Source organism: Gillisia mitskevichiae (genome assembly GCF_003634585.1).
Classification (GTDB): Bacteria; Bacteroidota; Bacteroidia; order Flavobacteriales; family Flavobacteriaceae; genus Gillisia; species Gillisia mitskevichiae.
Map to the genome: position 1 here is coordinate 166,819 of NZ_RBLG01000005.1, position 22,878 is coordinate 189,696.

Annotated in this window: 20 protein-coding genes; 13 read left to right on the forward strand and 7 right to left on the reverse strand. The window is 33.7% G+C overall.

What is annotated here, in order from left to right:
• Positions 1 to 75 precede the first annotated feature (75 nt).
• Positions 76 to 702, reverse strand: a complete 627-nt coding sequence (rsmG, locus tag BC962_RS14760) for a 16S rRNA (guanine(527)-N(7))-methyltransferase RsmG (protein ID WP_121346792.1) — start codon at positions 700 to 702, stop codon at positions 76 to 78.
• A gap of 109 nt (positions 703 to 811) precedes the next feature.
• Between rsmG and BC962_RS14765 the strand changes: the two genes are divergently transcribed.
• The gene (locus BC962_RS14765; protein ID WP_121346793.1) at positions 812 to 1,915 is read left to right on the forward strand and encodes a fatty acid desaturase family protein; all 1,104 of its coding nucleotides are present in this window, start codon (positions 812 to 814) and stop codon (positions 1,913 to 1,915) included.
• A 19-nt stretch (positions 1,916 to 1,934) separates the two neighbouring features.
• Positions 1,935 to 3,122 carry a pyridoxal phosphate-dependent aminotransferase gene (locus BC962_RS14770; RefSeq protein ID WP_121346794.1) on the forward strand — a complete coding sequence of 396 codons (1,188 nt, stop codon included), beginning with the start codon at positions 1,935 to 1,937 and terminating at the stop codon, positions 3,120 to 3,122.
• 72 nt (positions 3,123 to 3,194) lie between these two features.
• On the opposite strand, the gene BC962_RS14775 is transcribed toward BC962_RS14770, so the two are convergent.
• Entirely contained in the window at positions 3,195 to 4,691 is a 1,497-nt protein-coding gene (locus BC962_RS14775) for a TrkH family potassium uptake protein (protein WP_121346795.1), read from the reverse strand.
• Positions 4,691 to 6,040, reverse strand: coding sequence for a Trk system potassium transporter TrkA (gene trkA / locus BC962_RS14780; RefSeq protein WP_121346796.1), 1,350 nt, complete (start codon positions 6,038 to 6,040; stop codon positions 4,691 to 4,693). The genes BC962_RS14775 and trkA overlap by 1 nt, the downstream gene beginning before the upstream one ends.
• Positions 6,041 to 6,174: 134 nt before the next feature.
• Here trkA and ubiE point away from each other — a divergent pair, with 134 nt between their 5' ends.
• Together ubiE and porT are read left to right on the forward strand one after the other, a co-directional pair.
• Positions 6,175 to 6,903 (forward strand): bifunctional demethylmenaquinone methyltransferase/2-methoxy-6-polyprenyl-1,4-benzoquinol methylase UbiE, encoded by a 729-nt coding sequence (gene ubiE, locus BC962_RS14785; protein WP_121346818.1) that lies wholly within the window; start codon positions 6,175 to 6,177, stop codon positions 6,901 to 6,903.
• A gap of 4 nt (positions 6,904 to 6,907) precedes the next feature.
• Positions 6,908 to 7,615: a type IX secretion/gliding motility protein PorT/SprT gene (gene porT / locus BC962_RS14790; protein ID WP_121346797.1), complete on the forward strand. Its 708-nt coding sequence runs from the start codon at positions 6,908 to 6,910 to the stop codon at positions 7,613 to 7,615.
• Here the strand turns inward: porT and BC962_RS14795 are convergent.
• The gene (locus tag BC962_RS14795; RefSeq protein ID WP_121346798.1) at positions 7,609 to 8,343 is read right to left on the reverse strand and encodes an RNA methyltransferase; all 735 of its coding nucleotides are present in this window, start codon (positions 8,341 to 8,343) and stop codon (positions 7,609 to 7,611) included. The two genes, porT and BC962_RS14795, sit on opposite strands and share 7 nt — an antisense overlap.
• A 79-nt stretch (positions 8,344 to 8,422) precedes the next feature.
• Between BC962_RS14795 and tamL the strand changes: the two genes are divergently transcribed.
• The 9 genes from tamL to BC962_RS14840 all read left to right on the forward strand — a co-directional run bounded on the left by tamL (position 8,423) and on the right by BC962_RS14840 (position 19,282).
• Positions 8,423 to 10,945 (forward strand): translocation and assembly module lipoprotein TamL, encoded by a 2,523-nt coding sequence (gene tamL / locus BC962_RS14800; protein ID WP_245984232.1) that lies wholly within the window; start codon positions 8,423 to 8,425, stop codon positions 10,943 to 10,945.
• Positions 10,946 to 10,993: 48 nt separating this feature from the next.
• Positions 10,994 to 12,061, forward strand: a complete 1,068-nt coding sequence (gene fbaA, locus BC962_RS14805) for a class II fructose-bisphosphate aldolase (RefSeq protein WP_121346800.1) — start codon at positions 10,994 to 10,996, stop codon at positions 12,059 to 12,061.
• Positions 12,062 to 12,117: 56 nt separating this feature from the next.
• Complete coding sequence (gene accD / locus BC962_RS14810) at positions 12,118 to 12,975, forward strand: acetyl-CoA carboxylase, carboxyltransferase subunit beta (RefSeq protein WP_121346801.1); 858 nt, start codon at positions 12,118 to 12,120, stop codon at positions 12,973 to 12,975.
• 135 nt (positions 12,976 to 13,110) lie between these two features.
• Positions 13,111 to 13,380, forward strand: coding sequence for a 30S ribosomal protein S15 (rpsO, locus tag BC962_RS14815; protein WP_034919059.1), 270 nt, complete (start codon positions 13,111 to 13,113; stop codon positions 13,378 to 13,380).
• A 222-nt stretch (positions 13,381 to 13,602) separates the two neighbouring features.
• Entirely contained in the window at positions 13,603 to 15,849 is a 2,247-nt protein-coding gene (locus tag BC962_RS14820; RefSeq protein WP_121346802.1) for a polyribonucleotide nucleotidyltransferase, read from the forward strand.
• A gap of 283 nt (positions 15,850 to 16,132) precedes the next feature.
• On the forward strand, positions 16,133 to 16,996 hold the full coding sequence (locus BC962_RS14825; protein WP_010230640.1) for a sigma-70 family RNA polymerase sigma factor: 864 nt from the start codon (positions 16,133 to 16,135) through the stop codon (positions 16,994 to 16,996).
• A 206-nt stretch (positions 16,997 to 17,202) separates the two neighbouring features.
• On the forward strand, positions 17,203 to 17,607 hold the full coding sequence (locus BC962_RS14830) for a BLUF domain-containing protein (RefSeq protein ID WP_121346803.1): 405 nt from the start codon (positions 17,203 to 17,205) through the stop codon (positions 17,605 to 17,607).
• A gap of 54 nt (positions 17,608 to 17,661) precedes the next feature.
• Complete coding sequence (gene rpe / locus BC962_RS14835; RefSeq protein ID WP_121346804.1) at positions 17,662 to 18,324, forward strand: ribulose-phosphate 3-epimerase; 663 nt, start codon at positions 17,662 to 17,664, stop codon at positions 18,322 to 18,324.
• Complete coding sequence (locus tag BC962_RS14840) at positions 18,311 to 19,282, forward strand: YpdA family putative bacillithiol disulfide reductase (protein ID WP_121346805.1); 972 nt, start codon at positions 18,311 to 18,313, stop codon at positions 19,280 to 19,282. The genes rpe and BC962_RS14840 overlap by 14 nt, the downstream gene beginning before the upstream one ends.
• 73 nt (positions 19,283 to 19,355) lie before the next feature.
• Here the strand turns inward: BC962_RS14840 and BC962_RS14845 are convergent, their stop codons facing one another.
• The 3 genes from BC962_RS14845 to BC962_RS14855 all read right to left on the reverse strand — a co-directional run.
• Positions 19,356 to 19,724 (reverse strand): hypothetical protein, encoded by a 369-nt coding sequence (locus BC962_RS14845; protein ID WP_121346806.1) that lies wholly within the window; start codon positions 19,722 to 19,724, stop codon positions 19,356 to 19,358.
• Between the two features lie 337 nt (positions 19,725 to 20,061).
• Positions 20,062 to 20,427, reverse strand: coding sequence for a hypothetical protein (locus BC962_RS14850; RefSeq protein ID WP_147405661.1), 366 nt, complete (start codon positions 20,425 to 20,427; stop codon positions 20,062 to 20,064).
• Positions 20,428 to 20,578: 151 nt separating this feature from the next.
• Positions 20,579 to 22,878 (reverse strand): MBG domain-containing protein (locus BC962_RS14855; RefSeq protein WP_147405662.1); only part of this gene is annotated, 2,300 nt, incomplete at its 5' end.

Sequence of the window (22,878 nt, forward strand, 5' to 3'; positions counted from 1 at the left end):
GTGATAGTTTAAATATAAAATGGCCTGGTTTAATATATACCAAGCCATTTTATATTTAAACATTTATTGAATCTACTATTTATATTTTAGAGGAAGATGAACCACCTTTTTAGTTTCAAAAAATTCCTCCTCAAAATAATCGGTTAAAGGATAAATTTTAGCTGTTTTATAGGTTTTTAACTCATCAGAAAGATCCCCACCTTTCAAATATAAAATTCCGTTTTTTAAATTATGACTACTATTTCTAGCTGTTTTCCCTTTTACCCAAGCAACAAAAGAAGGCATCACAGCTACTGCCCTACTTATAATAAAATCAAATTCCCCCTTAATTTCTTCCACGCGAGAATTAGTTGTCTTTACATTCTTTAATCCCAAGCCTTCCACTACTTCATCTACAACCTTTATTTTTTTTCCAATAGAATCTACCAAATGAAATTGAGCTTCAGGAAAAAGAATAGCCAATGGAATCCCAGGAAAACCTCCACCTGTTCCTACATCTAAAATTTCAGCTCCAGGATTAAATTCTTGAACTTTAGCAATTCCTAATGAATGTAAAACATGACGAAGGTATAATTCTTCTATATCCTTTCTTGAAACAACGTTAATCTTAAGGTTCCAATCCTTGTATAAAGCTTGCATGGCTTGGAATTGGTCTAACTGATGAGATGTTAATTCTGGAAAGTATTTTTTTATTAAATCCAAGTTTTTTAATTTAGAATGCAAAAGTAATTAAAATTATGACGTTAATTTTTTACAATTAAGGTATGCTCAATGTAGAATGTTTTACCTTTGGAATTAGAGTTACAAAAATATGGCATTAAAACAAGATCAAATTAGATTTTCTCGATTAGACTCGGTAAAATTCTTTAAAACCCTAAATAAACGCGTCAACGCCTATTTTAAGGATAATAACATTTCCAAAACTGGAAATTGGAAACTGCATTTAAAAACACTTGTAATGTTTTCCCTATTTCTTGCGCCTTACTTTTTAATTATAAGCTTGGATATTTCCCAATGGTGGATGTTAGGGCTTACAATTATAATGGGAGCGGGAATGGCAGGTGTTGGAATGAATGTAATGCATGATGGAAATCATGGTTCTTATTCTTCCAAAAAATGGATCAACAATTTTATGGGGGGCACAATTTATGTCCTAGCCGGTAATGTATATAATTGGCAAGTTCAGCATAACGTGTTACACCATACTTACACAAATATTCATGGGCATGATGAAGATCTAGATGCCGGAAGAATCATTCGTTTTTCAGAACACTCAAAATGGCATAAATTTCATAAGTTCCAGCATTATTATTCAGTATTTCTTTATGGATTACTAACTTTTAATTGGGCGCTTACTACAGATTTTAAGCAAACTAAAAATTATCTATCTAGAAAACTTTCCTATGGTAAAATGCCTTCTCCAACTAAACAGTGGAGTATCATAGCAATAACAAAGTTAATATACATTTCTATTTGGATAGTAATACCAATGCTCTTTGTATCTATAGCTTGGTGGAAGATCTTAATTGGCTTTTTTGTGATGCATTATACAGCGGGACTTATTTTAAGTATTGTATTTCAGCTTGCACATGTTGTAAATGAAACTGAAATGCCACTGCCAGATAAAACAGGGTCTATGAAAAACACCTGGGCAATTCATCAATTATTCACTACTGTAAATTTTGCTACTAAGAATAGATTGGTTAATTGGTTTACAGGCGGACTTAATCACCAAGTAGAGCATCATATATTTCCTAATATTAGTCATGTTCATTATACTAAAATAGCTGAAATTGTTAAGCAGACCGCACGAGAATGCAACTTGCCTTACAACGAATTCAAGACAACTCGTGGAGCAATTGCTGCTCACTTTAAATACTTAAAAGAGATGGGTGCTAAACCTGTTTCAGCCTAAAAAATTAATCTTCTATTTTATGCAAAAACATTTATCTGACCGTATTAATAATTTAGCAACCTCTCAAACCTTAGCCATGGCTGCTAAAACAAGAGAGTTAAGAGAGGAAGGGAAGGATATAATTGGGTTAAGTCTCGGAGAGCCGGACTTTAATACACCAGACTTCATTAAAGATGCCGCAATTCAGGCTATTACCGATAATTATAATTCTTACACTCCTGTAGATGGTTACGTAGAATTAAAGGACGCTATTATTACAAAATTCAAGAGAGATAATGCGTTAACATATAACCGCTCTCAAATTGTAGTTTCTACTGGTGCAAAACAATCTTTAGCCAATGCCGCATTGGTTTTACTGAATCCTGGAGACGAAGTTTTATTACCATGTCCTTACTGGGTTAGTTATGCTGAAATAGTAAAATTAGCAGAAGGTGTCCCTGTTGAAGTTCCAACCACAGTTGAAAATAATTTCAAGATCACACCTCAGCAGTTAAGAGATTCTATTACCCCAAAAACAAAGATGATCTGGTATAGCTCTCCTTGCAATCCAAGCGGGATGGTTTATAGCAAAGCTGAATTAAGAGCTTTAGCCGATGTTTTAGTAGATTACCCAGACATCATTATTTTAAGTGATGAAATTTACGAGCATATAAACTTTGTAGGCGAACATGCCTCAATGGCTCAATTTGAAGATATGTATGACCGTGTGATCACTGTAAATGGTGTTTCAAAAGCCTTCGCTATGACTGGCTGGAGAATAGGTTATATTGGTGCTCCAGAATGGATTGCAAGAGCATGTAATAAAATGCAAGGTCAAATTACTAGCGGTGCAAATTGTATTGCCCAACGCGCTGTAATTACTGCTTTAGAGGCTCCGGTAAGTAAAATCCAATATATGGTAGATACTTTTAAAGAGCGCCGTAAATTGATAATTTCATTATTGGATGAAATTGAAGGATTTAAAACAACAGAACCAGAAGGTGCTTTTTATGTATTCCCAGACATATCATTTTTCTTCGGAAAAAACTTAAAAGGACATCAAATAGATAATGCAACAGATTTTTCTATGTTTTTATTAGAAGAAGCATTAGTAGCAACTGTTACAGGAGATGCTTTTGGTAATCCTAACTGTATTAGGTTCTCTTATGCTGCAAGCGAAGATCAAATTACTGAAGCATTAAAGAGAATAAAATCAGCCGTTTCTTAAGTTTAAGATTATATTAAATAAAAAAGCTCCATAGAAATATGGAGCTTTTTTATTTAATATAAATTCTATATTTTATCTATTTCTCCAGAAAAATGGAGTTAATAATATTAAGACGGTAAATAACTCCAACCTTCCAATAAGCATTAAAAATGCCGACCACCATTTACCAGCAGCAGGCAATATGTCATAATTATTTACAGGGCCAAGTCCTCCAAGCGCTGGACCAATATTCCCTAAGGATGATGCTGCGCCTCCAATTGCTGTCATAAAATCTATTCCCATAAAGGCAAATACTAATGCTCCAATTATAAAGGATAACATATATAGTATAAAAAAGCCTAAGATATTAAATACAATTTCTTGCTTTATAGATCTTTTATTATATCGTACTGGCAAAATAGCATTTGGGTGTAAGCTGCGCTTAAATTCTGTAACTCCATTTCTTATTAAAATTAAGTGACGCATTACCTTTACACCACCCGCAGTAGATCCAGCGGAACCTCCTAAGAACATTAATCCGAAAAACATAACGGTTAAAAATGGTGTCCATAGAGTATAATCTGCACTAATAAAACCTGTTGTAGTGATCACGGTTAGCACTTGAAACAAAGAATGTCTAAAAGCGCTTTCTGCCTCACCCCATACCATTGGGTGTGCTATAGAAGAAATAGAAACATCTGCTTGATAATAAATGATTAAGGATGCAACGATGGTGAAGCTAGCTATGAAGATGCAATACCACTTAAACTCATCGTCATGTAAAACTTTCTGAAATTTTCCTTTAAAGCTAAAATAACTTAAAACGAAATTTGATCCTGCCAAGAACATAAAAACGATAATAATGTATTGAATAATTGGTTGATTATTCCAATACGCAAGACTAGCATTTTTAGTTGAAAAACCACCGGTAGAAAGTGTACTTAAAGAATGATTAATAGCATCAAAGAAGCTCATTCCCGCTACTTTAAGTAATATTGTTTCAGCTAAAGTGTAAAGAAAATATATAAGCCATAATCTTTTTGCAGTATCTGTAATACGAGGCTTTAGCTTATCGGCACTTGGGCCTGGTGCTTCAGCAGAAAACAACTGCATTCCTCCTATTCCTAATAAGGGTAAGATTGCAATTGCCAAAACAATAATCCCCATTCCCCCTATCCAATGAGTTAGGCTTCGCCAAAATAAAACTCCTTTCGGAATAGATTCAATATCATTAATGATTGTAGCACCTGTGGTAGTATAACCAGACATTGTTTCGAAAAATGCATTAGTGAAATCTGGAATTGCTTCTGAAAAAATATATGGCAATGTTCCACTTAATGCCATGAAGATCCAACCGAAAGTAACAACAATATAGCCTTCTCGTTTTTTGATCTCTTTTCTATGTCCTCTGGTAAAAAACATTAGAACAGTTCCAACAAACATGGTGAGTAATGCAGCCGATGAGATTTGTAATGTTACTCCATCTTCGTAATACCAACTCACAATTACTGCCAAAAGCATAAAACCACCATTACACAAGAGGAGTAAACCCATAATGTGTGAGATGATCTTGAAGTTCATTTTAGGCATTATAGAAAGAGTTTTTCAACTTTATTTATAGATCTTGGTAGGCAGCATACAACAATTCTATCGCCAGCGCGAATCATAAAATCTCCTAATGCAATTATTCCTTCCCCATCACGAATAATCCCACCAATAATTGCAGATCTCGGAAAATCTAGATCTTTAATTTTTTTATCGCAAACTTCAGAAGTTGGCTTCACAATAAATTCTAATAATTCGGCATTCATATTATTGAGCTTGGTCATTGCAACCACTTCCCCTTTTCTTATGAACCTGAAAATATTATTTGCTGCTAAAAGTTTTTTATTAATAAGAGTATCTATTCCAATAGAATGGCTTAATTGAAAATAATCCATGTTTTCTACTAAAGCAATAGTCTTTTTTACACTTTTAGATTTGGCAACAAGGCAAGACATGATGTTGGTTTCAGAATTTCCTGTTACGGCAATAAAAGCATCCATATCATGAATATTTTCTTCCTCTAAAAGTTCCACATTTCTACCATCGCTATTAATAACTAATGTATTTGGTAACTCATCTGCAAGATCAAATGCTTTTTCGCGATCGTTTTCGATCAATTTAACTTTAAAATTACTCCGACAAAGATCTGCAGCAGTTTTCTTACCAATTTTACTACCGCCAAGGATCATTACATTTTTTATGGTTTGTTTTACCTTCCCTGTAAGTTTATAAAGTTCATCTACCCCGTTAGCCACGGTAATAAAATAAACCTGATCTCCTTCCTTAAACTGAGTATCACCTCTAGGAATTAATGTGTATTGAGTTCCAAACCGCTGAATTGCAATTGGGACAAAATGAAGTTGAGGAAATATTTTAGCGGCTTCCTTTACTGTTTTACCAACAAAAGTTGCTGTTCTAGAAAGACTAAGGCCTATCATAGTTAATGCTCCATCCTCAAATTCATAGCTATCATCGAAAGCAGATTGATTTAACAGCAAGGCAATTTCACGAGCAGCTAGTGCTTCTGGCGAAATAAGCTCATCTATTCCAAACTTATCAAATCCAATTTCTTCTTTATAATCTAAAAATTCGGTATTAGAAATACGGGCAATAGTACGTTTAGCTCCTAGTTGTTTGGCCAAAACACAAACTGTAATATTGGTAGCTTCACTAGAAGTAACACTAATTACAAGATCTACATTTTTTACCTGAGCTTCCTTAAGAATCTGAATTGAGGTGGCATCTCCCTTTAAGGTCCTTATATCCAGATGAGTATCTGCATATACTAAATTATTCCTATTATTATCTATAAGGGTAATATCTTGAGATTCGTAGGATAGGAGTTTTGCCAGATGAAATCCAACTTCTCCAGCACCAGCAATAATAATCTTCATACTTGATTCCAATTATATGGAAAATCAAAGATAAGTTATTTTAAACAACTGCTTTTAGGTACTATCTTAATAATTATATAATCTTATCAACTCTTTTATTGGATATCCCCTATCTTTGGATCAAATTTTTTATGATGGATAAAAAAGTAACACCCTACAAAGATTCTACACTAAACAAAAAAGAGCAGGTAGCTCAAATGTTTGATAATATTTCCGGAAATTATGATGGCCTTAATCGCGTTATTTCTTTCGGAATAGATATTAAATGGCGCAAAAAAGTTGTTGATCTTGTAAAGAAGAACAATCCTGAAAATATTTTAGACATAGCTACTGGAACTGGTGATTTAGCTATAAACTTAGTAGAAACTGGAGCTAAAGAAATAATTGGATTAGATATTTCTGAAGGAATGCTAGAAGTAGGAAGAAAAAAGATTGGAGCTAAACATCTTTCTGAAAAAATAAAAATGGTTCAAGCAGATTCTGAAGCCCTTCCATTCGAAACTAGTACTTTTGATGCTATTACAGTTGCATTTGGGGTTAGAAATTTTGAAAATCTAGAAAAAGGACTTTCTGAGATCTATCGTGTTTTAAAACCTAATGGAATTTTTGTAGTTTTGGAAACTTCTGTTCCTACCAAATTTCCCTACAAACAAGGTTATAAATTTTATTCTACGAGACTATTGCCAGTGATCGGGAAATTATTTTCAAAGGATAAAGCAGCGTACTCATATTTAAGCGAAAGTGCAGCTGTTTTTCCATATGGAGCAAAGTTCAACAATATTTTAAATAAAATTGGGTTTATAGATATAGAAGATAAGCCTCAAACATTTGGTGTTGCAACCATTTACACAGCTTCTAAATAACCATATGAAAAAAATTGTTGCCATTATAGGGCTTTGTTTGTTCTGTTCTCATGCGAATGCTCAAATATTTTCAGGAGAAAGTATTATTAACCAAGAAAACATCGATAATAAACGATGGTCTTGGGGGTACTATCTAGGCTTTAACACCTATGATTTTGATTTCGATTATAAAAAATATAATCCAAGCCCACTTTTAGGGAAAGATTTTAATGTAGAAAAAACTATAGGTTTTAATGTGGGTCTGGTTGGAAGTTTAAAATTGAATAATAATTTTGACTTACGTTTAGAGCCTGGAGTTAGTTTTAATACAAGAAATTTTCAGGCCCTTAAAGCAGATCAAAATACTTTTCGAGAGATCAATTCTACCTATGTACATATTCCATTACTAGTAAAATTTTCTGCAGATAGACTTAATAATTTTAGACCATTCGTGGTAGCCGGAGTTTCCACCTCCTTAAATTTATCTAGCAACGAAAAAAATCCTGATGATAATAGTGTAGGCCAATTTAGAATGAAGACTAATACTTATTATTATGAAGTCGGGGTTGGTTTAGATCTATACTTACCATACTTCAAATTCTCCCCTTCATTAAGAGGTGTGTTTGCTATAAATGATGAATTGGTTAGAGATGCAGATCCAAATAGTTTATATACTGGAAATGTAGAGCAAATGAGAACAAGAGGTGTGTTTTTAAATTTTACTTTTCAATAATTTTCCTTTCGTCTATATTCACTTAACAAAATAGCTGTTGCAGTTGCTACATTTAAGCTTTCAGTGTTTTCTGCCATGCTGAATTGTGGAATATTTATTTTCTTTTCCACTAAGCTCTCAATTTTTGCAGAAATACCATTGGCCTCATTACCTAATACGATTATGGAATTTTTTGGGATTTCTGAAGAATACACATTCTCTCCTTCTAGGAAGGTTCCAGCTTTAAAATGCGAATTGTTTTCTTTCAGAAATAATGGTAAGTCCATATAATGAATTTTCACCCGCGTAATACTTCCCATTGTTGCTTGCACCACCTTAGAATTATAACAATCTACAGTATCTAGTGAGCATAATAAAGTTTCCACTCCAAACCAATCACAAAGTCGAATAATAGTTCCCAAGTTCCCCGGATCTCTCACCCCATCTAGAGCGATAACCAATCCTTCTAATTTTATTTCATTTCGAAATGGAATTTTAAAAATAGCCAACCCAATTTGAGCTGTTTTTAATCGACTGATCTTCTTTAACTCAACCTCCGATATAATATGAGTTCTATCTGGATATGTATTAAAAATGTCTTGGGTAGTAAAGAGAGAATGCAATTCAAAATTAGATTCTAAAACCTCTTCAATTCCCTTTTTTCCTTCAACAACAAAGAGCCCCATTTTGGTTCGATGTTTTTTTTGCTCAAGACTTGTTATTAACTTAATTTGGCTTTTGCTAACCATGCAATTAATGTATTTTTGAATCCTTAATTCAGCTTTATTGATACGCTATCCCGCAAAAATATCGTTATTATTTTTAACCTTGGCATTTTTCATTTCTTGTGATGCTGTAAAAAGAGTTGAAAGTGACGAATTACTACTTACGGAAAATACTATTTTCCTTAATGGTGAAAAAATTAAGGAATCCAGAATTTACAATCAGGTATATCAGGAACCTAATGCAAAGTTATTAGGAACACCGCTTAGACTTCACTTTTATAATCTTGCTAAGCAAGATCCAGATTCTGTTTTTAAAAAATGGCTTTATAAAAAACCTAATAGAATTAAACGCTTAGAGAATATATATTCTCAAAAACAGGTGAACCGAATTGAAGAAGGCTATGTTGATTTAAATAATTGGATAAAAAAAACCGGAGAAGCTCCAGTAATTATCAATGAAGAATTAACCAAAAAATCTAAAAACAGGCTTCAGGCTTGGTATTTTAACAATGGATGGTTTGATACGGAGATTGACTATGAGATAAAACCTCAAGAAAATAAAAGAGGCGAAATAGATTATTTTGTTACCTCTCACGAACCTTATATTGTAGATTCCATCAATCAAAGAATTGCCTCAGTAGTAATAGATTCTATTTACAATGCATATTCAGCTAGTTCACTTATTACTTCAGGGATTCAGTATAGAACATTAGATTTTAATGCTGAAAGGGATCGTTTATCAAGACTCTTCAGAAATAATGGAGTGTATTATTTTGATCAAGAATATATCACTTTTGAAGCTGACACCGTTGATACGAACCACAAGGTAAATGCTACGGTTATAATTAATAACAGGCAAGTTACTCAAGGTGATACCACAGCTAGAATTCCTTTTAAAATTCACAAAATTAGTAAAGTAAATGTCTTTACAGATTACACTTTTAACAACCGTTATAAACCTGTAACAGATAGTGCAGTCTATAAGGGCTATAATATTTATAGTTTTGATGAACTTGAATATAAGCCTCGTGCAATTACAGATGCCATTTTTATAAAACCTGGAGAAATCTTTAAAGATACAGACAGAACTAGAACATATAATAGAATGAGTTCTCTACGAGTGTTTAAATATCCTAACATTGAATACTCTTTAGATCCTACAGATAGTACAAGCACAGATTTAATCGCAAATATCTTTCTAAGTCCCCAGCCTAAATATTCGTTAGGATTCGATTTTGATATTTCTCAAAGTAATATTCAGGATTTTGGAGTTGGTTTTGGTGGGTCCCTCTTAATTAGAAATGTTTTTAAGGGAGCCGAAAATTTTGAGATCTCCGCAAGAGGAAGTGTGGGATCCTCATCGGATGCTGCAAGAGGAAGCTCTCAAGATCAATTTTTTAATATTTCTGAAATTGGTGCTGATATCAAACTTATTTTCCCACGAATTTTCATGCCTTTTAGTACAGAAAAATTTATCCCAAAATATATGTCTCCCTTCACCACATTAAGTGTAGGAATTAGCACACAAAACAATATAGGTCTGGATAAACAGAACTTAAATGGTATTCTTAATTACAAATGGAATCCTTCTAAAATACTCTCTCATAAATTAGATCTGTTGAATATTCAATATGTTCGGAATTTGAATACTGATAATTATTTTAACGTTTATCAAAATTCATATAATAATTTAAATGAAATTATTCAATCTGGAGATGTAATAACCAAGCCTAGTTACTTAAACTCAGATGGAAAATTAATAATCCCCACAGGAGCCGAAGGTTTTATTAATGATATTGTAATCAACGATCCAAATACTTCCGGACTTTCAGAAGATCAACGGCAAGTAATAGACAACATTAGAGAGCGTAAAGATAGATTAACAGAAAACAATTTGATTTTTGGATCAAATTTCACATACCTTAGTAATAATAAGGAAAACTTATACGATGACGACTTTTCACGATTTCGCTTCAAAATTGAAACCGCTGGGAATTTTCTAGCTGCTTTTTCGAGTATTACAGGTGCTAAAAAAGACGATCAAGGCAGGTACGATGTTTTAGGAGTGAATTATTCACAATATGTAAAAACTGAAATAGATTATATAAAACATTGGGATTGGGGTAATAAAAACATTTTTGCAGTAAGAGCATTTTCAGGTATCGCCATTCCATATGGAAATGCTAATAGTATACCTTTTATTCGTAGTTTCTTTGCCGGGGGACCTAATGACAATAGAGCTTGGCAAGCTTATGATCTTGGTCCAGGAAGCACAGGAGGTAAAAATGAATTTAATGAAGCTAATTTTAAATTAGCCTTTAATGCAGAATACAGATATAATCTTTTTGGAGCCTTAAATTCTGCTTTTTTTATTGATGTTGGGAATATATGGAATGTATTGGATATTGTGGAAGACCCTGCTGCTACGTTTACATCCTTTGCAGACCTTCAGGATATTGCAATAGGCTCTGGCGCTGGATTAAGATATGATTTCAATTTCTTTGTGTTAAGATTTGATGTTGGTCTAAAAACATACGATCCATCACGAACCCTAGGTGATAGATGGTTTAAAGATTATAATTTATCCAATGCTGTTTATAACGTAGGTATCAATTATCCATTCTAAACAAACTAATTTTCTTATTTTTGTAAATCTTAATTTAAACTAACTATCATGAGTCATAATATTAAACCAGGGGTTGCTACTGGAAAGGAAGTACAAGAAATTTTTAAGTATGCAAAACAAAAAGGATTTGCTCTTCCCGCAGTAAATGTGGTTGGTTCTAGTACTGTAAATGCAGTTTTGGAAACAGCAGCAGACCTAAATTCACCGGTTATCATTCAATTCTCAAATGGTGGTTCACAGTTTAACGCTGGAAAAGGACTTTCTAATGAAAATCAAAAAGCAGCTATTGCAGGTGGAGTTGCCGGAGCTTTACACATTCACGAACTAGCAAAAGCTTACGGAGTAACTGTTATTTTACACACAGATCATTGCGCTAAAAAATTATTGCCTTGGATAGATGGACTTTTAGATGCAGGAGAGAAATTCTACAAAGAACATGGGAAACCATTGTACAGTTCTCATATGATAGATCTTTCTGAAGAATCTTTAGAAGAGAACATAGAAATCTGTAAAACCTACCTTGAGAGAATGAGCAAGATGGGAATGACTTTAGAGATTGAATTAGGTATAACTGGAGGTGAAGAAGATGGTGTAGATAATACAGATGTTGATGATTCTAAATTATATACACAGCCCGAAGAGGTAGCTTATGCTTTTGAGGAGTTAAGCAAAGTAAGTGATCAATTTACCATTGCAGCAGCTTTTGGTAATGTACATGGTGTTTATAAGCCAGGAAATGTAAAACTTACTCCAAAAATTCTTAAAAATTCGCAAGAGTTTCTAAGTAAAAAACATGGTTTAGAGAACAATCATATCGATTTTGTTTTTCATGGTGGAAGTGGATCTTCAGTAGAAGAAATAAGAGAAGCGATTGGATACGGAGTTATAAAAATGAATATCGATACTGATCTTCAATATGCTTATACCGAAGGAATTCGCGATTACATGGGAGATAATAAAGAGTATTTAAAAGCTCAAATTGGTAATCCTGATGGAGCAGAAGTTCCAAATAAAAAATATTACGATCCTAGAGTATGGTTGCGTGCCGGAGAAATTACTTTTAAGAATAGACTTAAGAAAGCATTTGAAGACCTTAATAACGTAAATACACTTTAATAAAACGGAAACTAGAATAAGTGATTATTTCAGTTTTTTTAATTACTATATAAATTATGGCTTGGTTTAAGAGAACACAAAAAGGAATTCAAACTGCCACTGAAGATAAGAAGGATGTACCAAAAGGATTATGGTATAAATCACCTACAGGAAAAATAGTAGACGCAGAACAATTAGAGAAAAATTTCTATGTAAGTCCAGAAGATGGTTATCATGTTAGAATTGGAAGTAAAGAATATTTTAAAATACTTTTTGATGATAACAAATTTAAAGAGCTTGATAAGAATATTGATTCTAAGGACCCATTAGGATTTACAGATACTAAAAAATATACCGAGAGATTAAAAGCTGCACAAGAAAAAACGGGACTTACAGATGCTGTGAGAACTGCTGTAGGAAAATCTAAGGGGAAAGATCTAGTTGTTGCATGTATGGACTTTAGTTTTATAGGTGGATCTATGGGATCTGTAGTAGGCGAAAAAATTGCAAGAGCAGCAAATTATGCTTTAGTAAATAATATTCCTTTCATGATCATTTCCAAATCCGGGGGAGCTAGAATGATGGAAGCGGCCTTATCTTTAATGCAAATGGCTAAAACATCTGTAAAATTAGCTCAGTTAGCAGATGCGAATATACCTTACATTTCTTTATGTACAGATCCAACCACAGGAGGAACTACCGCATCTTTCGCAATGCTGGGAGATATAAATATTTCTGAACCTGGAGCTCTTATTGGATTTGCAGGACCAAGAATTGTAAAAGATACCACAGGACAAGATTTACCTAAGGATTTTCAAACTGCAGAGTATTTAAAAGATCATGGATTTTTGGACTTCATAACTCCGAGATCTGAACTTAAAAATAACGTAAATCTATACCTAGACTTGATTTTAAATCAGCCAGTTAGAGCTTAGTTATCAATTTTTTATAGTGGATATTACTATATTAATAAAAGATTTTTACTCTATAACATTTAATAAAAATATAGTATATTTGCGCCTTGACAGAAATACTGTCTGTACATAAAAATCATTAAAATTAATATTGGAATGTATTTAACTAAGGAAGAAAAGCAAGAGCTTTTTAAAAAACATGGAAATAGTGCTACAAACACTGGATCCGCAGAAGGTCAAATCGCATTGTTCACTCAACGTATTTCACACCTTTCTGGTCATTTAAAAACTAATCGTAAAGATTATAATACTGAGCGATCTCTTGTAAGATTGGTAGGGAAAAGAAGAAATCTACTTGATTATTTAATGAAGAAAGATATCTTAAGATACCGTGCTATCGTAAAAGAATTAGGATTAAGAAAATAATTTTCAAGGGAGCTTTATGCTCCCTTTTTTTATTCATATTAATATAACTTCTCACTGTCTTTAGAATTATTTTAAAACTGTTACTCTTAATAAAGCGAAGAGTAGTTTTTCATTGGTCATACAACAACCACACAACAACACAACTTGTTCGTCTGGAAAGACGAAGACCTTTGTATAACACACAATTTGCATTCATGTAAATTGGAATTGAAAAAAAACAATATGATACCAAAAGTTTTTAAAGAGGTTATCGATCTTGGAGACGGTAGAGAAATCACTATCGAAACAGGAAAACTAGCTAAACAGGCACATGGATCCGTAGTGGTTCAGTCTGGAAAATGTATGATACTTTGTACTGTAGTTTCTAACTACGAGCAGAAGGATCTAGATTTCTTACCCTTAACGGTAGATTACCGTGAAAAATTTGCAGCTGCAGGACGTTACCCAGGTGGTTTCTTTAAAAGAGAAGCACGCCCAAGTGATGGTGAAGTTTTAACAATGCGTTTAGTGGATCGTGTATTACGTCCATTATTCCCTAAAGATTACCATTCTGAAACTCAGGTGATGATCCAATTAATGTCTCATGATGAGGATGTTATGCCAGATGCAATGGCAGGACTTGCCGCATCTGCAGCAATCCAATTATCTGATTTCCCATTTGAATGCGCTATCTCTGAAGCTAGAGTAGGACGTGTAAATGGTGAGTTCGTTATTAACCCAACAAGAGCACAACTTTTAGAGTCTGACATCGACATGATGATTGGGGCTTCTGCAGATTCTGTGATGATGGTTGAAGGTGAAATGGATGAGATTTCTGAAGAAGAAATGGCAGATGCGATTAAATTTGCACACGACCATATTAAAATACAATGTGCTGCACAATTAAGATTAGCAGATGCTGTTGGAAGAAAAGAGGTGCGTGAGTACCCAGCTGAAAGAGAAGATGCAGATCTTAAGAAGAAAGTTCATGACATGGCTTACGATAAGGTTTATGCTATTGCAAAAGCTGGTTCTTCTAAGCACGAACGTACTGCAGCTTTTAGCCAAATTAAAGAAGATATTAAAGCAACTTTCTCTGAAGAAGAGATGGAAGATTACGGTGGTTTAGTTTCTAAATATTATCGTAGCGCAGAAAAATCGGCTATTAGAGATCTAACATTAAATGAAGGACTTCGTCTTGATGGTCGTCAGACAGTAGATATTCGTCCTATCTGGTGTGAGATTGATTATTTACCTTCTGTACATGGATCTGCAATTTTCACCCGTGGAGAGACTCAGGCTTTGGCAACAGTAACTTTAGGAACATCTAGAGAAGCAAATAAAATTGATATGCCATCTTACGAAGGAGAAGAGAACTTCTACCTTCATTATAACTTCCCTCCTTTTTGTACAGGTGAAGCAAGACCTATTCGTGGAACATCTCGTAGAGAAGTTGGTCACGGTAACTTGGCTCAACGTGGATTAAAAGGAATGGTACCAGATGATTGTCCTTACACTGTACGTGTAGTTTCTGAAGTTTTGGAATCTAACGGTTCTTCTTCTATGGCAACTGTTTGTGCTGGAACAATGGCAATGATGGATGCAGGTATCCAAATGAAAAAACCAGTTTCTGGAATTGCAATGGGATTAATTTCTGATGCAGATTCTGGGAAATATGCAGTATTATCTGATATCCTTGGTGATGAAGATCACTTAGGAGATATGGACTTTAAAGTAACTGGAACGGCAGATGGAATTACCGCTTGCCAGATGGATATTAAGGTAAAAGGATTGCGTTACGAAATTCTTGTAAGTGCATTAAAGCAAGCAAGAGAAGGTCGTTTACACATTTTAGATAAAATAACTGAAACAATCGCTACTCCTAGACCAGATGTGAAAGAATATGCTCCTAAAATGGTTTCTGTTCGTATTAAGAATGAGTTTATTGGTGCATTAATTGGACCAGGAGGAAAAGTTATTCAAGAACTTCAAAAAGAAACTGGATGTACTATCGTTATAAACGAAGATCCAGTAACTGAAGAAGGTATTGTTGAAATTTTAGGAACAGGACAAGAAGGAATCAACAAGGTATTAGCTAAAATTGATTCTATTACGTTTAAACCGGAAGTTGGATCTGTATATGAAGTGAAAGTTATCAAGATGTTAGATTTTGGTGCTGTTGTAGAATATTTAGATGCACCAGGAAACGAAGTGTTATTACACGTATCTGAGTTAGCTTGGGAACGTACCGAAAACGTAAGCGATGTTGTAAACATGGGCGATGTGTTTGATGTAAAATACTTTGGTTTAGACAAACGTACAAGAAAAGATAAAGTTTCTCGTAAGGCATTAATGGACAAGCCAGAAGGCTATGTTGCTCCTAAGCCAAGAGAAAACGATAGAAACGACAGGGGTCGTGATAACAGAGGATCTAGAGATTCTAGAGGACGTGATGATAGAGATCGCAAGCCTAGAGAAAATAGAGACTAAGCTATTTAAAAACTAGTTAAAAGAGGTCGATTTAAAAATCGACCTCTTTTTTTTGCGCTAATTTTAAAATTTTTTTGATTGCGTTAGAGATTGTAGCGAAAAGCCCACAGCGACCATTGGGAGCGAGGACTTGGAGCGGAAAGCACGACCGTGAAATCCATTTTCATGGATTGAGGGGAACGCCCAAAAAATATTTAGCAGGACTTTTGTAACATTTTAAGGAACTCTTACGTATAACTTAATACAAGAGCTATTCATAATTAAAAATCCAGGGAGAAGATAGATGAGACAACTTAAAATTACGAAGCAGGTAACTAACAGAGAAACCGCTTCGCTAGATAAGTATTTGCAAGAAATTGGTAAAGTAGACCTAATTACTGCTGAAGAAGAGGTAGAATTAGCACAAAAAATTAAAGCGGGTGATGACCGTGCACTAGAAAAATTAACAAAAGCAAACTTGCGTTTTGTTGTTTCGGTAGCAAAGCAATATCAAAATCAGGGATTAACACTTCCCGATCTTATTAACGAAGGAAATTTAGGGTTAATTAAAGCGGCAAAACGTTTTGATGAAACTCGTGGTTTTAAATTTATCTCGTATGCAGTATGGTGGATTAGACAATCTATCCTACAAGCATTGGCAGAGCAATCTCGTATTGTACGTTTGCCATTGAATAAAATTGGTTCCATAAACAAGATCAACAAAACATTTGCTTTTCTTGAACAATCTCATGAGCGCCCACCAAGTGCTGAAGAAATTGCAAAGGAATTGGATATGACAATTAATGACGTAAAGGAATCTATGAAGAATTCTGGACGTCACGTATCTATGGATGCTCCTTTGGTAGAAGGTGAAGACTCTAACTTGTACGATGTATTGCGTTCTGGTGAGTCTCCAAATCCAGACAGAGAGTTATTGCATGAATCTCTAAGAACTGAAATTGAACGTGCCTTAGAAACGCTTACGCCTCGTGAAGCAGATGTTATAAGATTGTATTTTGGTCTTGGAGATCAACATCCTATGACTTTGGAAGAAATTGGTGAAACTTTTGACCTTACTCGTGAACGAGTTAGACAGATCAAAGAAAAAGCGATTAGAAGATTAAAGCATACTTCTAGAAGTAAGATCTTAAAAACATACTTGGGATAATATCCCCTTAAAGATGACAACAGTATATTCCCGATTCTTATCGGGATAACTGTTCGTTTTTTGATTGATGAATGACCCCGGAGTGATGACCGGGGTCTTTTCATTTCAAATATTTAGTGAAAATTTAGAAAATCATAACATAAGCTTATAAGTTGCCTAACAATACAATCTCTAAATTATGTATAAGTTTAAATAAAACCTACATTATGAGATATGCTATTGTATACGTAAGCACTGCTAATAAGAATTTAGAAAAAGCTGAAATTAAGAAAATCCTTAGTTCTAGTAAAAAATGGAATAACGAAAATGATGTAACGGGTCTTTTATTATTTTCTGAAGGAAACTTTTTTCAGATCATAGAAGGTGAAAAAAAGATTATTACTGATTTGTTTAAAAATATTAATGCAGATGATAGGCATCATAATATTCTGCAAATATTTGGAAAAGATATACATAGAGAAGCCTATGATGGGTATGAAGCTGATTTTGTTTCTGATGAAGCCTATTTCGATCCTGAGAAATTTCAACATTATTTAAATCAAATCAAAGTATTAGATAATCCATCTCAAAAAGCTGTTGAGAACATATTGAAAGCATTTTTAATCTATTAGAAAGTAGAAGACTATATTTCTTGTTATTTTTGCAAAAAAAAGAGACCAACAATTATGAAGAATACACTTATTGCTCCATCAGTTTTAGCTGCAGATTTCGCGAATTTACAACGAGATGTAGAAATGATTAATGAGAGCGAAGCAGATTGGTTTCATATTGATATTATGGACGGGGTTTTTGTACCAAATATCTCATTTGGAATGCCTGTTCTCCGGGATATTACAAAACATGCAAAAAAAACGATCGATGTTCATTTAATGATCATAGATCCAGATAGATATATTAAAGAATTCGCTTCTCTGGGAGCTAATATATTAACTGTTCATTACGAAGCCTGTAATCATTTACATAGAACTCTCCAGGCAATCAAGGCAGAAGGAATGAAGGCTGGAGTAGCTTTGAACCCTCAAACCAATGTAGATCTTTTGGAAGACGTAATTAATGATATAGATCTGGTATGTGTAATGAGTGTTAATCCAGGCTTTGGAGGTCAAAGTTTTATTGAAAACACATACTCCAAAGTAAAAAAATTAAAAGATCTGATCCAAAAAAATGGCGCATCTACCCTTATAGAGATAGATGGTGGTGTAACCAATAAAAATGCTGCAGCATTAGCCAATGCAGGAGCAGATGTGTTAGTGGCTGGAAGCTATGTGTTTAAAGCTTCTAACCAAATAGAAACCATTAAAGGACTTAAAGCAATTGCAAATTCATAATATATTAGACGTTGTTATAATTGGAGGTGGTCCAATTGGAATTGCCTGTGCTCTGGAAGCTAAAAAACATGGATTAAGCTATGTTATTTTGGAAAAAGGATGCTTGGTGAATTCCCTTTACCACTACCCCACTAATATGTCCTTTTTCTCAACTTCTGAAAAATTAGAATTAGACAATATTCCATTTATAAGCAATAATCCAAAGCCACATAAAGCAGAAGCTTTAGAGTATTACAGAAGAATCACTACTTCTAATGAACTAAACCTTCATTTATTTGAAAAAGTGAATTCTGTAAAAACATTAGATGATGAACATCATTTAGTAAACACATTTAAAGCCAATTACAAGACTAAAAATGTAATTGTAGCTACTGGCTTTTATGATATTCCGAATTATTTAAATATCCCAGGAGAAGACCTTCCAAAAGTGACACATTACTATAATGACCCTCATTACTATGCTACACAAAAAACCTTAATTGTAGGAGCAAGTAATTCCGCTGTAGATGCTGCTTTAGAAATATACCGTAAAGGTGGAGATGTTACTATGGTAGTACGACAAGAAGAAATTGGAGATCGCGTTAAATATTGGGTGCGTCCAGACATTATAAATAGAATAGCAGAAGGCAGTATAAAAGCGCATTTTTCCTCTGAACTTAAGGAAATAAGCGAAACTGATGTTGTAATAAATACTCCCCACGGGCAAATTAAATTAGAGAATGATTTTGTAGTTTTACTTACTGGCTATCGCCCGAATTTCGACTTTTTAAAATCTATGGGTATTTCACTTTCTTCAGATAAAAGAAGAATTCCAACCTATAATGAGAATACTATGGAAACCAATGTGCCTGGAATTTATCTGGCTGGGGTTATATGTGGAGGAATGGAAACTCATAAGTGGTTTATTGAAAACTCAAGAATACATGCTAAAATAATTATGGACCACATCCGAAATTAAATTATTTTAAACAATAAAAAGAAGGTCTTGAATTTATATTTAAGACCTTCTTAGTTATAGTTTTAGATTAGAACTAAATAACTATAATTTCTGTATTATCATGATTGAACTTCACTCTATTTAGCAAACTTCCATAAAAGGCAAAATCATTGATTTTGAACTTAAAAGATTTATCCAACCAAGGATTCTCCTTTTCTTTAAGAGGAAATGAATAGGGATTAATTACAGGATAATAGGAACCATTGGAATTTATATCTTCTACCCCAATTTCTATTGTAAGCTTCTTCTTATTAAAAGACACATATTTAGCAGAATAATTATATTTGATAAGATCGATGAAATCATTGGAGATCTCCTCACCTGCAATACATTTTTTTAAGTGATTTGCAACCATCAATTTTAGAGCTGCTGTAATTTCCGACTTACTATAATATGTAGTCATACCTTTAAGTTTGATTAATTATTAAATAATATCAAATTAGGGTAATAGTTTTTTAGTGATAGGATGGTATGGAAATTTGTAGAGATTTTCCAAACTGAGAGTTAATAAAATTTTGAGTTTTCAATTAACTAAATTTAAATTACAATTATTTATTAATATCCCAAAATCATTAAGGAATTTTTCGAACAGATGGAATTATTTTACGACAAAATGCTTAACCATTAAATTGTTAAGCATTTAATTATGAACTAATTATAATATTTACTGAATTTAAAAATATAAAAAATAGATTTAATACAGTTTTAAAAACTCTTTTTATATTTATAATGGATAAATATTATATCACTATAACTTCCGCATTTTTATGATTATACTTTTTCCTATTTATTAAATTGCCATAAAAAATTAAATCATTCATTTGATTTTTAAATGATTTCTCAAGCCATAGATTATCTTCTTCCGTAATGGGAAAGGATAATACATTTATAACTGGATAATGAGATGGAATTTGAGTGTCCTCCACCCCTATTTCAATTTGCTTATTCTGATTATTAAAAGAAACAAATTTAGCCGAAAAGTTATGCTTTAAAAGATCTACAAAATCTTCAGAGATCATGTCGCAATGTAAACAGTCTTTCAAATAATCTGAAGCGATTGTCTTTACAGATGATTTAATTTCAGATTTATTAAAATAAGTTGTCATAAGTTTCACTTTTTAATTCGTTGATAAATTTACATTAAACCAATTATCATCAAATTATTTTATAGAAGCTTTAACTCCATATCCTAATTAAAACAAAATAAAGGGCTTCAATAATTAAATTAAAGCCCTTGAATAAAGATGAATTATTTAGTTATTCTACGATAATTCGCTTATCGTAAGATTGTCCGTTCTGTGTTGTAAGCTTCACAATATATATTCCGCTCATTAAATTTTTCCGTTCAAAATTTATATCCTTATTTTCCAATGCTCTTACGAATCCTGAAAATAACGTTTCCACAAGTCTTCCTGAATAATCATAGACTCTTAAAATAACTTTAGAATCTTCTTTAAGACTAAAGCTCAATGTAGAAGCCGAAACAACTGGGTTTGGATACATAGCTAAGGTTTCCAAGATTTCAGGCTGTAGATCCTGCATAATAATTGGTGTGTCTTTGGTTACAACTTCCTGAGCTTTGGAATTTCCTTTTGGTTTATGAATTACGATAGAACCTCCCCCAATCACAGTTGCATCGTCAGAAACTTCGGAGACACCACGTTTGTTATCGTATAGGAGCGAACTAGAGGAATTATTGTCCCATATCATAATTCTAAACTTATCAGTTCCACCACCACCGTTAACATCGCCATCTATTGCAATAACTCTAAATTTATGGTTTCCTACTCCATTCACAGTTCCTGTACCGGTATAAGTTGCCTTTGCTCCTGAAATTACCAGTTGCATATTATCATGCGTAGCACTTGAGAAGTGCAGATCTCCTGCTTTAAATTGGAAGTTTGTATTTCCATCCACCTCATTAGTATTGTTTTTACCAGTCTTGTATTTAGCATTGAAACCGAAATTGGCTTTTCCAACGGCATCTGCATTGGAACCAGTCATTGCACCAACAGGCGAATCTATCCAACCACCACCGGTTACAAAACCTCCAGCTGGGTCATAAATTGGAAGGAATACAATATCTGTTGCAGAGCATCCACCTGCCATAGCTGTTATTGGATAAAGATTCGCATCTAATTTTCCAAGATTGAATCTTGCTATACCATTAATAGATGTTGTTGTTGGTGAACCAAAACCTACCACATTTAGAGTGACAAGAACTCCAGTAAGATTTGTAGTTCCGTCTTTTACTCCAATTGTAACTATAACATCTTCATTGATGCTTCGTGGCATTTGAGCATTAGTGACATCTAAAGTAACCGTTTTTACTGTTAGCTCACCAGGGACATAAAAAATATTATAATTACTCAACCCTGTACCTATAGCTCCAGATATATTTATAGCGTAAGGTGAACCTGTCGCGCTTGCTGATGAAATAGCACCATCTGATATAATCGTCGTTGAACTAATTACATCTCCATTCACTAATCCAACTTGGGTGAACTCGTTACCTGTAAATGTGATTGTTTGACCACAAAATTTTGACTTATCAACAGCCGTTACTGTCAACGTTTTGGCGGTGATTTCAAAAGCAGCTCCAGTATAATTCAATATATAGTTGCTACTCAAGGCTAATGAACCTTGTTCAACTAAATAATTACCAACATTTTCATCTCCCGTTCTAGAAAGTGTTCCATTAAAGGAATCTCCTGAAACCAGTGCAGGACTAAATCCATAGGTTAATGAAGGATCAGCATCACCATAAGTTTTAGTTTGTGCATCGGCAGTAACAGCAATAGTCAACTGAGTGATATCAAAAGCAGCTCCAGTATAATTCAATATATAGTTGCTACTCAAGGCTAGTGAACCCTGTTCAACTAAATAATTCCCAACATTCTCATCTCCCGTTCTAGAAAGTGATCCACTAAAGGAATCTCCTGAAACCAGAGCAGGACTAAATCCATATGTTAATGAAGGATCAGCATCACCATAAGTTTTAGTTTGCGCATCGGCAGTAACAGCAATAGTCAACTGAGTAATATCAAAGGCAGCTCCAGTATAATTCAATATATAGTTGCTACTCAAGGCTAACGAACCTTGTTCAATTGCATAATTCCCAACATTCTCATCTCCCGTTCTAGAAAGTGTTCCACTAAAGGAATCTCCTGAAACCAATGCAGGACTAAATCCATAGGTTAATGAAGGATCAGCATCACCATAAGTTTTGGTTTGTGCATCGGCAGTAACAGCAATAGTCAACTGAGTGATATCAAAAGCAGCTCCAGTATAATTCAATATATAGTTGCTACTCAAGGCTAGTGAACCCTGTTCAACTAAATAATTCCCAACATTCTCATCTCCCGTTCTAGAAAGTGATCCACTAAAGGAATCTCCTGAAACCAGTGCAGGACTAAATCCATATGTTAATGAAGGATCAGCATCACCATAAGTTTTGGTTTGTGCATCGGCAGTAACAGCAATAGTCAACTGAGTGATATCAAAAGCAGCTCCAGTGTAATTCAATATATAGTTGCTACTCAAGGCTAAAGAACCTT

Bases quoted from the DNA above. Each gene is read 5' to 3' on its own strand.
- BC962_RS14765 (WP_121346793.1), top strand. From the start codon at position 812: ATGGCATTAAAACAAGATCAAATTAGATTTTCTCGATTAGACTCGGTA.
- BC962_RS14770 (WP_121346794.1), top strand. From the start codon at position 1,935: ATGCAAAAACATTTATCTGACCGTATTAATAATTTAGCAACCTCTCAA.
- BC962_RS14775 (WP_121346795.1), bottom strand. From the start codon at position 4,691: ATGCCTAAAATGAACTTCAAGATCATCTCACACATTATGGGTTTACTC.
- trkA (WP_121346796.1), bottom strand. From the start codon at position 6,040: ATGAAGATTATTATTGCTGGTGCTGGAGAAGTTGGATTTCATCTGGCA.
- ubiE (WP_121346818.1), top strand. From the start codon at position 6,175: ATGGATAAAAAAGTAACACCCTACAAAGATTCTACACTAAACAAAAAA.
- porT (WP_121346797.1), top strand. From the start codon at position 6,908: ATGAAAAAAATTGTTGCCATTATAGGGCTTTGTTTGTTCTGTTCTCAT.
- BC962_RS14795 (WP_121346798.1), bottom strand. From the start codon at position 8,343: ATGGTTAGCAAAAGCCAAATTAAGTTAATAACAAGTCTTGAGCAAAAA.
- fbaA (WP_121346800.1), top strand. From the start codon at position 10,994: ATGAGTCATAATATTAAACCAGGGGTTGCTACTGGAAAGGAAGTACAA.
- accD (WP_121346801.1), top strand. From the start codon at position 12,118: ATGGCTTGGTTTAAGAGAACACAAAAAGGAATTCAAACTGCCACTGAA.
- rpsO (WP_034919059.1), top strand. From the start codon at position 13,111: ATGTATTTAACTAAGGAAGAAAAGCAAGAGCTTTTTAAAAAACATGGA.
- BC962_RS14820 (WP_121346802.1), top strand. From the start codon at position 13,603: ATGATACCAAAAGTTTTTAAAGAGGTTATCGATCTTGGAGACGGTAGA.
- BC962_RS14825 (WP_010230640.1), top strand. From the start codon at position 16,133: ATGAGACAACTTAAAATTACGAAGCAGGTAACTAACAGAGAAACCGCT.
- BC962_RS14830 (WP_121346803.1), top strand. From the start codon at position 17,203: ATGAGATATGCTATTGTATACGTAAGCACTGCTAATAAGAATTTAGAA.
- rpe (WP_121346804.1), top strand. From the start codon at position 17,662: ATGAAGAATACACTTATTGCTCCATCAGTTTTAGCTGCAGATTTCGCG.
- BC962_RS14845 (WP_121346806.1), bottom strand. From the start codon at position 19,724: ATGACTACATATTATAGTAAGTCGGAAATTACAGCAGCTCTAAAATTG.
- BC962_RS14850 (WP_147405661.1), bottom strand. From the start codon at position 20,427: ATGACAACTTATTTTAATAAATCTGAAATTAAATCATCTGTAAAGACA.